General features: G+C 67.1%; 11 protein-coding genes. 3 read left to right on the forward strand and 8 right to left on the reverse strand.

The features are described from left to right. Positions 1–206: 206 nt before the first annotated feature. Both BM172_RS15040 and BM172_RS15045 read left to right on the forward strand, forming a co-directional pair. A complete protein-coding gene (locus BM172_RS15040) occupies positions 207–2084 on the forward strand; it encodes a S53 family peptidase (protein WP_026633754.1) in 1878 nt (625 codons plus the stop codon). A 49-nt stretch (positions 2085–2133) separates the two neighbouring features. Then, the gene (locus BM172_RS15045) at positions 2134–2853 is read left to right on the forward strand and encodes an SGNH/GDSL hydrolase family protein (protein ID WP_026633753.1); all 720 of its coding nucleotides are present in this window, start codon (positions 2134–2136) and stop codon (positions 2851–2853) included. Positions 2854–2937: 84 nt separating this feature from the next. Here the strand turns inward: BM172_RS15045 and dusB are convergent, their stop codons facing one another. The 3 genes from dusB to BM172_RS15060 all read right to left on the reverse strand — a co-directional run bounded on the left by dusB (position 2938) and on the right by BM172_RS15060 (position 7607). Next, entirely contained in the window at positions 2938–3924 is a 987-nt protein-coding gene (gene dusB / locus BM172_RS15050) for a tRNA dihydrouridine synthase DusB (protein WP_026633752.1), read from the reverse strand. Positions 3925–3956: 32 nt separating this feature from the next. Beyond that, the gene (locus BM172_RS15055; protein WP_035322544.1) at positions 3957–6173 is read right to left on the reverse strand and encodes a TonB-dependent receptor family protein; all 2217 of its coding nucleotides are present in this window, start codon (positions 6171–6173) and stop codon (positions 3957–3959) included. A gap of 171 nt (positions 6174–6344) precedes the next feature. Next, a complete protein-coding gene (locus tag BM172_RS15060; RefSeq protein WP_026633750.1) occupies positions 6345–7607 on the reverse strand; it encodes a nucleoside permease in 1263 nt (420 codons plus the stop codon). A 237-nt stretch (positions 7608–7844) separates the two neighbouring features. On the opposite strand from BM172_RS15060, the gene BM172_RS15065 reads away from it, so the two are divergent. After that, positions 7845–8480 carry a homoserine/threonine efflux transporter gene (locus BM172_RS15065; RefSeq protein WP_026633749.1) on the forward strand — a complete coding sequence of 212 codons (636 nt, stop codon included), beginning with the start codon at positions 7845–7847 and terminating at the stop codon, positions 8478–8480. A 90-nt stretch (positions 8481–8570) separates the two neighbouring features. Here BM172_RS15065 and BM172_RS15070 read toward each other — a convergent pair whose 3' ends face one another. From BM172_RS15070 to BM172_RS15090, 5 genes are all read right to left on the reverse strand, one after another. Next, positions 8571–9377: a hypothetical protein gene (locus BM172_RS15070; RefSeq protein ID WP_090423597.1), complete on the reverse strand. Its 807-nt coding sequence runs from the start codon at positions 9375–9377 to the stop codon at positions 8571–8573. Between the two features lie 63 nt (positions 9378–9440). After that, positions 9441–10811: an FAD-binding oxidoreductase gene (locus BM172_RS15075; RefSeq protein WP_026633747.1), complete on the reverse strand. Its 1371-nt coding sequence runs from the start codon at positions 10809–10811 to the stop codon at positions 9441–9443. 47 nt (positions 10812–10858) lie between these two features. After that, complete coding sequence (locus tag BM172_RS15080; protein ID WP_026633746.1) at positions 10859–12538, reverse strand: type IV secretory system conjugative DNA transfer family protein; 1680 nt, start codon at positions 12536–12538, stop codon at positions 10859–10861. Between the two features lie 204 nt (positions 12539–12742). Beyond that, positions 12743–14170 (reverse strand): XVIPCD domain-containing protein, encoded by a 1428-nt coding sequence (locus BM172_RS15085; protein WP_051548344.1) that lies wholly within the window; start codon positions 14168–14170, stop codon positions 12743–12745. Continuing rightward, entirely contained in the window at positions 14167–14691 is a 525-nt protein-coding gene (locus BM172_RS15090; protein WP_143096537.1) for a hypothetical protein, read from the reverse strand. The genes BM172_RS15085 and BM172_RS15090 overlap by 4 nt, the downstream gene beginning before the upstream one ends. Between the last annotated feature and the right edge of the window lie 21 nt (positions 14692–14712).

Raw genomic sequence — 14712 nt, forward strand, 5'->3', positions numbered from 1 at the left:
CAGACGGGTCGCGCCGGCGGGCGGGATGGGGGGGAACAGCGGGCGGAACGGGGGTAAAGCGCCATGCTCGCGCTCGGTCGACAGCTTCACGACGCCAATCACAGTATGCGGACGTTCCTGCGACAGGCAGCCGTCAGGGCGCGGTCATCGGCATAGACTCGCGCTCCGCGACAGGGGGAAGCCGGGCTCAGGCCACGGAGTTCGCCATGCCGCTTACGATCCGCCAGCGCACGCTTTGCCGCCGCCTCTTCGTCCCCGCCGCGCTCTGCCTCGCCTTCGCCGCGCAGGCCGGCACCGATTGGGTCACCACCGCCACGCCGCAGGCGCTGATTCCTCCACCCGTGCCCGGCTGCGAATACGCCGGCAGCAACGCCTGGTCCATCAACAGCGCGTTCTACGGCAACGAGTTCTATGGCGGCACCGCCCCGTACTGCGTCGATGCCAGCGGGCTGGCGCCGCTGGATCCGAACAAGCCGCTGCATCTGGTGATTTCGCTCAAGCTGCGGCATCTGCCTCAACTGCAGAGCTTCCTGCACGACGTGACCCAGCCAGGCAGCGCCGTTTACGGGCAGTACCTCAGCCGCGCGCAGTTCCAGCAGACCTATGCGCCGACCCCGGCGCAGGCGCTGGCGGTGGCGGCTTATCTGCTGAAAAACGGCTTCACTCACATCCAGGTGGCGCCGAACCGCCTGCTGGTCGCCGCGGACGGCACCGTGGGCCAGGCCAGCAAAGCGTTCAACACCACGATGATGCAGTGGAAGCTCTACGGATCGAGCGGCTATGGCAGTGCCAGCCCTGTACAGGTGCCCGCCCTGCTGGGCGATATCGTGGACGTCGTGCAGGGCCTGCCGGGCCTGGGCTGGGGCAGCAAGTACCACGCGGCGCTGCTGCCGCCCTCGACGCCGGTGGCCGGCAATGGCTATAGCCCGGTCGACTACGCCACCATCTACAACGCCACCGGCGTCGGCCCCGGCACCGCCACGCCGGTAGCGGTCATCGCCCAGGGCGACATGAGCCAGACCATCAGCGACCTCAAGGTCTTCACCGCCAACCATCAGTTGCACACCGTGCCGACCGCAGTCGTGGCGACCGGCGCCGCGCCGCTGGGCGAGGGCAGTGCGCACGACGAGAGCCAGGCCATCGTCGGTGCGGCCGGCGGACTGGCCAGTCTGAGCTTCTATGCAATGCCGAACGCCGGCAACGCGCCGACCACCGCCGACCTCACCTGGGCCTACAACCGCGCGGTCGCGGACGACACCGCCAAGCTCATCCAGAGTTCCTGGATGGTGGACGAGGCGATGGCCTACCTCAGCGGCGCGCAGCAGCAGGACGATGCGATCTTCATGGCGGCACAGGCGCAGGGGCAGGTGTTCATCGCGCCGATCGGCGAGGCCAACCAGGTGAACTGGCAGATCAACGATGTCTATCAGTTCCCGCCCGAGCCGGCGACGTCGCCCTATGTGGTCGCCATAGGCGGATCGCAGGTGAGCACGGACAGCGCCAGGCAGTGGATGGGTGAAACGCTGTGGTCCGAACAGTCGACGCTCGATAGCCCCGCCAACATGGCATACGACTACTGGTACACCAACGGGGGCTACAGCCTGCACGAACCGGTGCCGCCATGGCAGGCGGCGCAGGCGCTCACAGTCAGGCCCACGCCCAACCAGCCGGTGCAGTTGCCGACGACGCAGCGCTACGTGCCGGACCTGGCGTTCGACGCGCATATGGCCATTCCCGGCAACTGGCCCAGTCCCGATACTCCTGCCGGCCCCACCAATGGCGCACGCATCATCGTCGGCGGCATGGAGCACCACCTGTACAACGGCACCGAACTGGCATCCGCGGTCTTCACCGGACTGTTTGCGCGCGTCGAATCGGCGCATGGCAATGCGCTGGGCCTGCCGACGCCGCAGATGTATGCGAACTTTGCCAAGGACCGCACGCCGCTGCACGATTTCAGCGCTCCGGCCGAGGCGCCCTACAACTATCTGTGTCCGACCCCGAGCTGGAACACCTGCTCAGGCTGGGGCAGCCTCGACATCGGCAAATTCAACGCCTATGTGACGCAGTACTGGGGCCTGTAGGCGGTGCAGGCATAATCGGCCGGCGAATCCGCGGAAAACCGACGAGGTGATGACAGTGCGATCGTTCAGAAGCGCGATGGTGTGGCTGATATGGCTGCTCCTGGCGGTATCGACCGCGGCGGGCGCGGAGGATGCAGGCCCGGCGCAATGGCGCAGCGCCATGGATGCCTTCGCCGCCCAGGATCAGGCGCAGGCCCCGCCGCAGCATGCCGTCCTGTTCATCGGCAGCTCCTCGATCAACTTCTGGCATTCGCTGGCCGAGGATTTCCCCGGCGTGCCGGTGATCAACCGCGGCTTCGGCGGCTCGGCGATCGAGGACAGCACCTATTACGCCGACCGCATCGTCACGCCCTACCACCCGCGCCTGATCGTGATGTACGCCGGCGACAACGACATCTACGAGGGGCATTCGGCGCAACAGGTCGCTGACGACTTCAAGGCCTTCGTGGCGCGCGTGCGCAAGGACCTGCCGGCGGTGCCGGTGGTGTACATCTCGATCAAGCCCAGCGTGGCGCGCTGGTCGCTGTGGCCGGCCATGCGCGAGGCGAACGGGCTGATCCGCGATTGGGCGGCGACGCAGCACGGGGTGCGCTTCGTCGATATCGCGCCGCCGATGCTGGACGCCGAGGGCAAGCCGCGCGCCGAGCTGTTTCGCGACGATGGGCTGCATATGAAGCCGGCCGGCTATGCGCTGTGGATCGAGGCGCTGCGGCCGGTGCTGGCTGCGTATGGCTTCAAGGTGGCGCAGCCGGCATCCGCTGCGCCCTGACCGGCGCAGGTTGGGGTGAGCCGCAGGCGAACCCCAACGCTGCGATGCGCATGAGGGTGACGATGTTGGGGTTGTCACCCCAACCTACGCGGCGAGCTCCAGTCCACTCTCCAGCGCCTGGAAATAGTCGCGCGTCAGCCGCAGCTGGTCCTGCGCGCTTTCCGCGCGGTTGACCACGTCGCGGAAGGCGGCGTTTTCCGGGCGATCCTTGGCATACCAGCCCAGGTGCTTGCGCGCGATGCGCACGCCGGACTGCTCGCCGTAGAAGGCGTACAGGTGTTCCAGGTGGGCGAGCAGGATGGCCGCGACCTCGGCGGGGCCCGGTTCGGGCAGGCGTTCGCCGGTGGCGAGGTAGTGCGCGATCTCGCGGAAGATCCACGGCCGGCCCTGCGCGCCGCGGCCGACCATCACGGCGTCGGCGCCGGTGGCATCGAGCACGTGTTTTGCCTGCTCGGGCGTGGTGACGTCGCCGTTGGCGAATACCGGCATGCGTACCGCCGCCTTCACCGCCGCGATAGTGTCGTACTCCGCCTCGCCTTCGTACTTGTCGGCGCGGGTGCGGCCGTGCACCGCCAGCGCGGCGATGCCGGCGTCCTCGGCGATGCGCGCGATCGCCAACGCATTTTTGTTCTGCCGATCCCAGCCGGTGCGGATTTTCAGCGTGACCGGCACATCGACCGCATCCACTACGGCCTTGACGATGCGCGCGACCAGCGGCTCGTCCTGCAGCAGGGCGGAGCCGGACCACACATTGCACACCTTCTTGGCCGGGCAGCCCATGTTGATGTCGACGATCTGCGCGCCATGGTCGGCGTTGTAGCGCGCCGCCTCGGCCAGCATGGCGGGGTCGTAGCCGGCGATCTGCACGCTCACCGGTTCGGGCTCGCCGGCGTGGTCCATGCGCCGCAGCGACTTGCGCGTCTGCCACAGGCGCGGGTCGGCGGTGGTCATCTCGGACACGGCCAGGCCCGCGCCCAGCCGTTTGCACAGCAGGCGGAACGGCTTGTCGGTGACCCCCGCCATGGGCGCGAGCACCACGGGCGGGTCGATGCGGTAGGGGCCGATCTGCATCCGGCGATTTTAGCCCGGAGCGGCCCCCGCGGTCAGAAATCCACCGAGGCCTGCACGAAGAACGTGCGCGGTTGGCCTACATAGAGGCCGTTGTTGTTGTCGGTGGAGCGGGTGAAGTAGCGCCGGTCGAACAGGTTCTTCACGCCCACGCCGAGCTTCAGGTAGGACAGCGCGGGGCCGAAACGGTACTCGCCGCGCAGGTTCCAGCTGGTCCAGCCGGGGATGTCGCCGTAGTCCCCGGCGGGCGTGCCGACGGTGATGTACGGCGACGGCCTGGCCGGATCGAAGCTGGGCGAGCCGGGCGCGTGCTGGCGCGACTGGCTGAACGCATCGAGGTTCACTGTCCATGGGCCGCGCTCGTAGCGCACGCCGAGGTTGGCGGTGCGGCGCGAGTAGAACGGCAGGTCGCGGCCGGCGAACGAGCCGTAGTCGTAGCTGGCCTTGGTGTAAGTGAAGGTGCCCCACAGGGTGAGGCCGCGCAGGTTCGGAGCGAACGCGCCGGCATCCAGGTGGGCGGCGGTTTCCAGGCCCTTGTGGGTGGTGGCGCCGAGGTTGGTCCAGCCGTCGTGCGAATCGGCCACGCCGGGAATCTTGCCGACCAGCTGCAGCTCATGGTCGAAGTTGATGCGGAACACGGTGGCTTCCGCGCCCCAGGCGCCATCGTCGTAGCGCGTGCCGGCTTCGTAGGTACGCGCCGTCTCCGGCGCGAGGCCGCTGGCGAACTGGCTGTCGGCGTTCTTCTGGCCGATCTGGAAATACTGCAGGCTGCCGAACGAGGTTTCGGCGTTGGCGTAGAGCTTCCAGCGCTCGGACAGGTGATAGATCACGTTGAGCGAGGGCAGCGGCTTGGAATACTTCTCGCGGCGGAAGGTCGGGCCTTTCACGATCACCGTGGCGTCGGGCAGCGCGCGCCACCAGGTGTTGATGCGCTCGTAGCGCAGGCCGGGCGTGATGGTCCAGTGGCCGGCGTTGATGGTGTCGTCGAGGTACAGCGCGTGCGCCTCGGTGCCGCCGACGTTGTTGCCGCTGCGCACGTAGGGGCCGTTGTAGGGATTGCTGTCGAACGGCGTGTAATAGAGCGGCGAGTCGTACTTGTTGTTGCGCAGGGTGCGCTCGTGCATCGCCTCGTTGAGATAGCGATAGCCGACGCCGATCTCGTGGGTCCAGCCGCCGAGATCGAACAGCTGCGAATAGCGCGGCTCGATCGCGAAAGTGTGGTAGTTGCGCGGATAGGCGTTGAGCTGGTGCGTGTAGATGCCGGTCTTCGCGTTCTGCGTGATGGTTTCGATATGGCTGCCGCGGAAGCTGTCGGTGTAATAGGTCTGCACCTCGAAGCTGCGGCGGTCGTCGATGTGGCTGTACTTCAGCACGGCGTCCTTGCGCAGGCCGCGGAAATCGTCGAACGGGCGGCGCGACTGGAACGGGGCGGCGTCGTAGTCGGCCTGGCTGAGGCCACCGGGCATGCCGGCCTGACCGCGGTAGTAGTGCAGGCTGCCGCTGAGCGTGTCGGTGTCGCTGAAGCGGTAGCGCGACTTCAGCAGCACATCGTCGATGTTGGTGTTGTTCTGGTGCTCGCGGTAGCCCGGGCCCTTGGTGCCGGAGTAGAGCAGGGCGATGCCCAGCCCCTGTGCGGTGGTGCCGCCGACGAAGGCGTTGCTCTGCGTCTGGATGCCGCCGTGTTCGCCGCCTTGCAGCATCACGCCGGCGCTGCCGCCGAAGTTCTCGGGAATCTCGCGCGTGACGAAATTGACGATGCCGCCCACGTTCTGCGGCCCGAAGCGCACCGAGCCGCCGCCGCGCACTACGTCCACCGCTTCGAGATTGGCCACCGCCATCGGCATCATCGAGACCTGCGGCTGGCCGTACGGCGCCACCGCCACCGGCACGCCGTCGAGCAGGATGGTCGAGCGCGGCGACAGGCGCGCGGTCAGGCCGCGCACGCCGACGTTCAGCGATACATCGCTGCCGCCGGTGCCGTTGCTTTCCTGGATCTGCACGCCGGGAATGCGGCGCAGGATGTCGCGCACCTGGGCCGGCGCCGCCTCGACCATCTGCTCGCGGCGGATGGTGGTGCGCGCGCCTGGGTGGTTCTGCACATCCCGCGCGGCGGCATCGCCCAGCCAGTCGCCGGTGACGCGCACGGCGGCCAGATCCTTGGCCTGCTTCTGGTCGGCGGTGGTGTCTTCGGCGTGGACGGAAGCAGCGCCGGCCAGCAGGGCCAGGGCGATGGTGCGGGAGAAGCGAAGCATGGGCAGGTGCGGCCGGGGAAAAGCGCGCATCTTAAATGAGAATAATTCTCACCACAAATTCCTGCGACCGGTTCGTAGGTTGAGGTGAGCCACAGGCGAACCCCAACATCGCGTCACTTGGAAAGGTCCGTTGGGGTTCGCCTGCGGCTCACCCCAACCTGCGCAGGCGCTTCAGTGCGCCGCGCGCACCGCCGCCGCCGCCTTCGGATCGTGCTTGTGCTTGAACAGGAACACGAACAGCACCGCCACGATCAGCGAATACAGCGAGAAGGTGATCCAGATGCCGTGCCAGTTCTTGCTGCCATCGGCCTGGGTGAAGAAGGCATCGATCATCCAGCCGCTCACCGAGCTGCCCAGCACCGCGCCGATGCCATTGGTCATCAGCATGAACAGGCCCTGCGCGCTGGCGCGGATCGACGGGTCGGCCTGGCCTTCCACGAACAGCGAGCCGGAGATGTTGAAGAAGTCGAAGGCCATGCCATACACGATGCACGACAGCACGATCATCCACAGCCCGGCGCCCGGGTCCCCATAGGCGAACAGGCCGAAGCGCAGCGTCCACGCCAGCATGCTGATCAGCATCACCGTCTTGATGCCGAAGCGCTTGAGGAAGAATGGAATCGCCAGGATGAACAGCGTTTCCGAAATCTGCGAGATGGACATGATGATCGCCGGATAGCGCACGGCGATCAGGTTCTTGTACGGCTCCATCGCGGCGAAGTCGTGCAGGAAGGTATCGCCGTAGGCATTGGTCAGCTGCAGCGCCGCGCCCAGCAGCATGGCGAACATGAAGAAGATCGCCATCTGCGTATTGCGCAGCAGCGCGAACGAGGTCAGCCCGAGCGTATCGAGCAGCGACTGCTGCTCCTTGCGCTCGAAGCGCGGCGGGCACTTGGGCAGGGTGAACGCGTACAGGCCCAGCAGCAGCGCGGCGGCGCCGGCCACGTGGAACTGGCCCGCGGTGGTCTCCAGGTGCAGCAGGCTTACCGTCCACAGCGCGGCGATGAAACCCACCGTGCCCCATACGCGGATGGGCGGAAACACGGTGACGATGTCCTCGCCGCTGCTCTTGAGCGCGTTGTACGCCACCGCGATCGAAAGCGAGATGGTCGGCATGTAGAACATCATGTTCAGCAGCATCACCCAGAACATCAGCCCGGGCGAATCGATGGCAGGCACCACGAACAGCATGATCGCGCCGCCGATATGCATCAGGCCGAGCAGCTTCTCGGCGTTGATCCACTTGTCGGCGATCACGCCGGCGATCGAGGGCATGAACAGCGAGGCGATGCCCATGGTGGAAAAGATCGCGCCGAACTGCGTGCCGGGCCAATGCTTGTTCTGGAACCAGTACGCCCCGATGGTCAGCAGCCACGACCCCCATACGAAATACTGCAGGAAGTACATGATGACGAGGCGGAGTTTGATGCTCATCGGGCTTTATCGGTCCTGGTGATTCGTTAATATCGCTGAGCGGTCCGCCGGGCGCACGGCGGGCGGGGCAGCCAGCGGTGCTGGCGCTGCCCGTACGGCGAGCTCGGTGATCCCCCGCGGGTGGCCTGGGACGGGTTTCGACCTGGCCAAACGTCCGTCAGCGTAGGGAATCGTCTTAGCCGGGACAAGTTGCGCAGCGGCAAAGAATCCCTGTCCTTTCCCTCTCGGGAGCGACCCATGACCCTGTTTCTGACGATCGCCTTGATCCAGCTGATTGCCCTGGCCAGTCCCGGCCCCGATTTCTTCTTCGTTTCGCAGACCGCCGTGAGCCGCTCGCGCCGCCAGGCCATGTTCGGCGTCATCGGCATCACCCTGGGCGCGCTGGTGTGGTCGGCACTGGCTCTGCTGGGTCTGCAGATCCTGCTGCACCGGCTGGCCTGGCTGTCGCAGCTGATCGCGGTGGCCGGCGGTCTCTACCTGGCCTGGATGGGCGTGAAGATGCTGCGCGGCGCCTGGCAGATGCCCGCCGGCGGCGCCACCCAGGCCGTGGTGGTGGAGCGCAGCGACTTCGCCGCGCTGCGCGCCGGCCTGCTCACCAACCTGGCCAACCCCAAGGCGCTGGTCTACTTCGGCTCGGTGTTCTCGGCCTTCGTCGGCGACGGCGTCGGCGCTGCGGCACGCTGGGGCCTGTGGGGCCTGATCATCGCCGAGACCTTCCTGTGGTTCTCGCTGGTGGCCGCCTTCTTCGCCCTGCCGGCGATGCGCCGCGGCTACCTGCGGCTGACGCGCTGGATCGACGGCTTCGCCGGCGCGGTGTTCGTGCTGTTCGGGCTGCACCTGATCCTGCGCGGGACGGGCAACCGTTCGGCCTGAGCGGCCCCGTAGGTTGGGGTGAGCACAGCGAACCCCAACGCGGCCCTATCCACGTGCGGTGACGTTGGGGTTCGCTGCGCTCACCCCAACCTACGCCTCCGGCATGGCCGGGGCCGCGGCGTCGCTGCGCATCGCATGGCGCTTGCATAGGAACCACACGGCGCCGAGCGGGAAGGAGATGCTCAGCAGCCAGGGGGTGTAGCCGCTCTGGAAAGCCGAGGCGCTGAGCAGCTGGAAGGAGATCAGCCGGAAGCCGACGTCGCCGGTATTCCAGTTCATGCTCAGCGAGACGAAGCCGACCAGCGTGAACAGCGCCCACAGCCCTTTGCGCTTGAGGTTCGGCGTGCGCAGGCAGACCACGAAGGCGTACACGCAGAAGAACGGCACCGCGATCACCAGCGCGAGGAAGAGCCACTGCCCGGCGCCCTTGCCCGCGAGCGAGAAAGCGCTCATCGCCTCCAGCGAGCGAGTCTGCGACTGCGCGTGGAAGCCCAGCACCTGCAGCCCATCCTGATTCCGTTCCAGGAACATGTTGGCCAGCACCCACGAGTCGGTGTACTCGTACTCGTAGGTGAGGTTGTACTTCGTCGTGGTAGGACCGCCATTGAAGGCCATGGACGAGGTATTGGTGCCAACCACCTTGACCGACTTGGGCTTGCCGGCCGGAAACAGCTTGCCTACGTCGGCGAGCTTCTGATCGATATCCGGCATGGCGCGCAGGGAGGGAGCCAGCGCGGCCTTCACGCTGTCGTAGTGGCCTTCGCGCAGATCGGTGAACAACTTCTGCGCGTAGGCCGACTCCGTTTTCGGGGTCAGCTTGTCGATCAGTTCCTGCTGGTTGCAGGCGAGCAGCAGAAGGCTGGCGCAGGCCAGCAACAGAAGCCGAAACCGTTTCATGCTCATTCCCCCGTGCGGTGGTCGGAGCCTAGCAGTACGTCGCGTCGCGCCGACAGTGTGCCGTCAGGGCAATAACTTGCGGGGATTGAGGATGCCATCCGGATCGAAGGCCGCCTTCACGCCGCGCATCAATCCCAGCGTTTCGGGCTGCAGCGCCAGCGGCATGAACTCGCGCTTGACCAGGCCGATGCCGTGCTCGCCGGACAGCGTGCCGTCCAGTCGGATCACCAGCGCGAACACCTCGGCCAGGCAGGCATGGGCGCGCTCGCGCTCGGCCTCGTCGCGCGGCAGCAGGTTCACGTGCAGGTTGCCGTTGCCGGCGTGGCCGAAGCTGACGATCAGCACGTCGTGCTTCGCCGCCAGCGCCTTGATGCCGTCGACCAGCTCGGGCAGGCGGCTGACCGGCACCACCACGTCCTCGTTGATCTTGTTCGGCGAGATGGTGCGCTGCGCGGGCGACAGCGCCTTGCGCGCGGACCACAGCGCCTGCGTTTCCTCGGCGCTCTGCGCCACCTGCAGGCTTTCCAGGCCGTCGCCGCGGGCGGCGCGCGAGACCGCCTCGACCGCGCCGGCCAGCGTGTCCGGCTCGCCGTCCACTTCGATCATCAGCATGGCGCCGGCCACCGGCACGCTGTCGCCGCCGTGGTCGCGTGCCAGTTTCAACGCCACATCGTCGATGAACTCCAGCGCGCAGGGCGTCACCGGCTGCGCCATGATGCGCGCCACCGCACGGGCGGCGGCGCTGACGTCGCGGTAGGTGGCGCGCAGCGTGCGCAGGCCGCTGGGCTTCGGCGTGAGCTTGAGCGTGGCTTCGGTGATCAGGGCCAGCGTGCCTTCCGAGCCGATCAGCAGGCGGGTAAGGTCGTAGCCGGTGGAACCCTTGCTGGTATAGGTGCCGCAGCGGAAGCCCACGCCGGTGCCGGCGACGGCGCGCAGCCCCAGGGTGTTCTCGCGCGGGCTGCCGTATTTCACCGTGCGCGGGCCGGCCGAATTGCAGGCCAGGTTGCCGCCGATGCTGCACCAGGGCGAGGAGGTCGGATCGGGCGGCCAGAAGAAACCATGCGGCTTCAAGGCCTGCTGCAGGTCGCCGTTGAGCACGCCCGGCTCCACCACCGCCAGGCGGTTGTCCGGATCGATGCGCAGGATGCGGTTCATCCGCTCGAAGCTGGCCACCACGCCGCCGTCCACCGGCACCGTGGCGCCGGTGGTATTGGTACCGCGGCCGCGCGCGACCAGCGGCACGCGGTGTTCGCGGCAGGCGCGTACCAGCGCTTCGGTCTGCTCGTGCGAGGTGGGAAACACCACGGCATCGGGCAGCGCGTTGCGACGGGAGTTGTCGTAGGCATAGGCCAGTCGCTCGGCTTCGCCCAGCGACAGGGCGTCGCCGGCGAAGCTGGCGTGCAGGGCTTCGAGCAGGGCGGTGGGCAGCGTCATGCGCCAAGTCTAGCGCCGCCGCCGCCCGGGTCCGACAGCTGCGAGCCTCAGATCTTCAAGGTGGGAATGTCGACCTTGGGCAGCAGGCGCGAGGTGAAGTAGCTGTCCTTGTAGTAGCGGATCTTCTCGCACATCACCGGATGCGGGATGCCTTCGTACAGGAACACTTCCTTGTCCGCGCCCATCGCCTTCAGTTCCTGCGGCAGCATCAGCGCGCGGCGCTCCTCGGACTCGCTGCGCGAACGGTCGCCGCCCTTGCCGCGGGTGACGTTTTCCTTGCGCACGGTGGTGTAGCCGAGCATCTCGGAGTAGTCGTTGGCGTCCTGCTGCTCGCGCGGCGCGTAGACGATCTGCAGCGCGTGGTTGGTGATCAGCGTGCGCGCCACTTCCCTGCCGTAGGTGGCGTCGAGCTGGGCCACGCTCTGGATGATCGGCAGCAGGCGGATGTTGTAGCCGGCCATGTACGACACGGCGGAGGAGATGATGTCGACCTTGCCGATCGAGGTGAACTCGTCCATCAGCAGCAGGCACTGGTGCTTGAGCGCCTTGTTGTTCTGCGGCAGCTCCTTGGTGTTCTGGTTGATCAGCTGGCTGAAGAACAGGTTCACGATCAGCCGGCTCTCGGCCAGCTTGTTGGGCTGGATGCCGATATAGATGGTCATGCGCTTCTTGCGCACGTCGGTGAGCAGGAAGTCGTCGTCGCCGGTGGCCGCGTCCAGCACCGGATTGATCCAGGCGTTGAGCGGTTCCTTGAAGGTGCCCAGGATCGAGGCGAAGGTCTCGTTCGCCTGCGACAGCAGGTTGGCGAAGGCCGACTGCGCATTGCCGCTGAGGAACGGCTGCTGCGACATCCACTGGTACAGGTGGCGCAGGTCGGTGCCGTCGCCGGAGGACAGGCGATATACCGCGCCCAGCGTCGGCTTGTCGCGCAGCACCAGGGGCAGGCCCTTCTGCTCGTCGTGTTCCCACTTCTCGCACAGGTACAGGGTGAAGGCCATGAAGGCGTTGCGCGCCTGGCTCACCCAGAACTTCTGGTCGTCGGCGCCGTCCGGATACAGCATCGCGGCGATGCTCATCAGGTCGGAGACGCGGAAGGACGGGTCCTTGGACACGTAGCTCAGCGGATTCCAGCGATGCGAGCGGCGGTCTTCGGCGAACGGATTGAACAGGTAGATCTCATGGCCCTGGCTGGCGCGCCAGCCGGAGGTGAGTTCGTAGTTTTCCTGCTTGATATCCAGCACCACCATGGATTCCTGGTAGTCCAGCAGGTTGGGAATCACCACGCCCACGCCCTTGCCCGAGCGGGTCGGCGCGGCCAGGATCACGAACTGCTGGCCGCCCAGGCGCACCAGGTCGCCCCGGTACTTGCCGACCAGGATGCCGTTGGCCTGCGCCTTGAACATGCCGGCCTTGCGCAGGTCGCCGCCGTGGGCGAAGCGCGCGTCGCCGTGCATGGACGGCTTGTGCGTCCTGGCGATGAAATAGAACACCACCATCCACAGCACCACCGGGATGCCGAAGCCGATATAGCCCGCCGCCTTGATGCGGCCGGCATAGGCCTGGTAGTCCGGCAGGCCCAGCGCCATCACGTACTGGTAGTAGGTGTTCCAGGACAGCGGCACCTCGACCTTGAGCAGCAGCCGTACCAGCCAGCCGGAAAAGAACGCGCCGCCGACCAGGGCGACCAGCAGCAGGCCGGCGGCCCAAAACCATTTCGTCTTGCTCATGAGAACCTGACTCGCATCCGATGCTCCGAAGCAGGGTGCTTCGGCCCCTGTTTTCTCGTCTTGCCTGGCCCGGCGGTGTAGTGCGCTGCCTGTGTACGGCGACGCTCCTCCCGACCGTCATCCGCCCTAGTGTATCCGCCCCAGTGTAAATGGGTTTCGGTGACAGGCCGGGTGATCGTCTTCGCGTCCACGGCACGAAGCGCTTCAGGCGCCCAGGGCGGGCGCCTGGCCCGGCTGGACGTCCCGCGGCGGCCCCGCCTGCGCCGCCTGCTGCTGCGCCGCGGCCTGCTGCCACTGCGCGCTGCTGCGTTCGAGCGGCGTGTTCACTGCCTCCTGCGTCGGCATCTCGGCCATGCGCTTGAACGGCGAGCTCAGGTCGCCCTGCACCGCATAGGCGCGGCTGCCGTCCTCGCTGAGCACCACGTGGTCGATCCGCTCTAGCCCTGCCTTACGCGCCGCTACCGCCAGGGAACCGGCGAAGTTGTCGCTCTGCTGGTCGGAGGCGCGCTGGCGCGAGGCGTCCAGCGCATGCACCGCGCCGCGCGCCTGCTGGAACAGGGCGTGGTCGGGATGGCCGGGCTGGTCGAGCTGGGGCGCGGCGTCCGCCTTGGCGTGATGCCATTCGCTCGGATGGGTGAGGGTATGGATGGCGTGGGAGGCCCGATCGCCGAAGGCCTCCAGCTTTTCCTCCACCTCGTGCACCGCGTGGCTGACCGCATTGCCGATCGCGTGCGCACCCTCGGCAACCTTCTCGCCAACCTCGTGGGCCACCATCTCCACGCCGTGCACGAAGGCCCGCGGCACCTCCCACGGCGCCGACAGCACGGTGCGGATGTCGCGCACGTCCTCGCGGTAGCGGTCGATCATGCCCTTGTGTTCCTGGTACAGGGCCGCGTTCTCGGGACTGACGATGGAATGGCCGAGCAGCTTGTTGTCCGGTACGAAGTTGTCGATCGCGTGCGCGCCGAAATCGGTGGCCTTGATCGGGTTGCGCGGGCTCAGCGGGCCGCTGTCGTCGCGGTAGCCGGCCTTGCTCAAGGTGTCGATGTCCTGCGGCGCGGCGTAGATACGCACCTCGCCGAAATGCGGGCTGGCCGCGCTGACGATGTCGCCGGCGCGGATATGGTCGATCACCTGGTGGCCGCCTTCGGGCAGGCCGTACAGCAGGCCCGCGGCGCCGTAGGCGTTGAAGGTCTCGCCCTTGAGGTTCATCCGCGCGGCGGTGAGCTCGGCCAGGGTGCCGCCCAGCGAATGGCCGGTGACGGTGACGTCACACGGGACGCCCAGCTGTTCCGACTGCTGGCGCGCCTTCTCCATCACCCGCTGGGTGAACGCGGTGGCGTCGGGCGCCTGCGCGTTGAGGCCGGTCAGCACCATGCCGGCGTCGGTGCCGCCGTCCTGCAGCAGCTCGCGGTCGAACTCGGAGCCGCGGTGGGCGATCACGATCGCGCCGGTGTCCAGGCGCTGGTAGGCCGTGCCCTGATAGCCGGTGTGCGGATCGTCGGTGTGGTCGAAGATGCGGTATTTGACGCCGCCCAGTTCCACCGTCTGGCCGGTCTGGCGGTCCTGGTAGGCGTCGCGCGCGAGCAGGGCGTAGTCGGTCGTGCCGATCTTCGTGCTGTCCGTACTCATGGGGCCGTCTCCCTGGCCGTCAGCGTCATCGAGAAGATGTCGGTGCGCGTGGTGGGCTTGAACAGCGCGCGGTTGGGCGTGCCGAAGGCGGTGCGCTCATCGCTGCTGTTGAAGTATTCGCTGCGCACGAAATAGGTGGGCACCGGCTTCTGCGCCAGCAGCTCACGCGAATCCATGGCCGGCGAGAATTCCACGCCCTTGATCCTGAGCGTGGCCCAGGCGGTGTTGACCGCCCAGTGGCACACGCCCATGCCGTAGTAGTCCTCGTCCTGCAGCAGGTCGACGTAGAGCGTGCCCTTGTACTCGTGGTCGCTGACGCGGACGAAGTCGATGGCGACGTTCTGCTCCGGCGTCAGCGTGGCGCCGCTGACCGGCGTGGCCGGTACGCAGCGTTCGTTCTGCACCTTGTAGTGCACCGTGCCGGCGATCGAATCGAACGGACCCGGCGCGCCTTCGATGCTGAGGGTCAGCTCGTAGCGCTTCTGCGGGTGCGGGTTCTGCTTGATCTGTGGAGTCTTCATGGGTGAGCCGAAAGCGAAGGT

The organism is Dyella marensis, from assembly GCF_900112865.1.
In the GTDB taxonomy this organism is placed as follows: domain Bacteria; phylum Pseudomonadota; class Gammaproteobacteria; order Xanthomonadales; family Rhodanobacteraceae; genus Dyella_D; species Dyella_D marensis_A.

Excerpts from the sequence above, each read along its gene's own strand:
- BM172_RS15080 (WP_026633746.1), bottom strand. The coding sequence starts at position 12,538 with ATGAGCAAGACGAAATGGTTTTGGGCCGCCGGCCTGCTGCTGGTCGCC.
- BM172_RS15055 (WP_035322544.1), bottom strand. The coding sequence starts at position 6,173 with ATGCTTCGCTTCTCCCGCACCATCGCCCTGGCCCTGCTGGCCGGCGCT.
- BM172_RS15070 (WP_090423597.1), bottom strand. The coding sequence starts at position 9,377 with ATGAAACGGTTTCGGCTTCTGTTGCTGGCCTGCGCCAGCCTTCTGCTG.
- BM172_RS15040 (WP_026633754.1), top strand. The coding sequence starts at position 207 with ATGCCGCTTACGATCCGCCAGCGCACGCTTTGCCGCCGCCTCTTCGTC.
- BM172_RS15075 (WP_026633747.1), bottom strand. The coding sequence starts at position 10,811 with ATGACGCTGCCCACCGCCCTGCTCGAAGCCCTGCACGCCAGCTTCGCC.
- BM172_RS15085 (WP_051548344.1), bottom strand. The coding sequence starts at position 14,170 with ATGAGTACGGACAGCACGAAGATCGGCACGACCGACTACGCCCTGCTC.
- BM172_RS15060 (WP_026633750.1), bottom strand. The coding sequence starts at position 7,607 with ATGAGCATCAAACTCCGCCTCGTCATCATGTACTTCCTGCAGTATTTC.
- BM172_RS15090 (WP_143096537.1), bottom strand. The coding sequence starts at position 14,691 with ATGAAGACTCCACAGATCAAGCAGAACCCGCACCCGCAGAAGCGCTAC.
- BM172_RS15065 (WP_026633749.1), top strand. The coding sequence starts at position 7,845 with ATGACCCTGTTTCTGACGATCGCCTTGATCCAGCTGATTGCCCTGGCC.
- BM172_RS15045 (WP_026633753.1), top strand. The coding sequence starts at position 2,134 with ATGACAGTGCGATCGTTCAGAAGCGCGATGGTGTGGCTGATATGGCTG.
- dusB (WP_026633752.1), bottom strand. The coding sequence starts at position 3,924 with ATGCAGATCGGCCCCTACCGCATCGACCCGCCCGTGGTGCTCGCGCCC.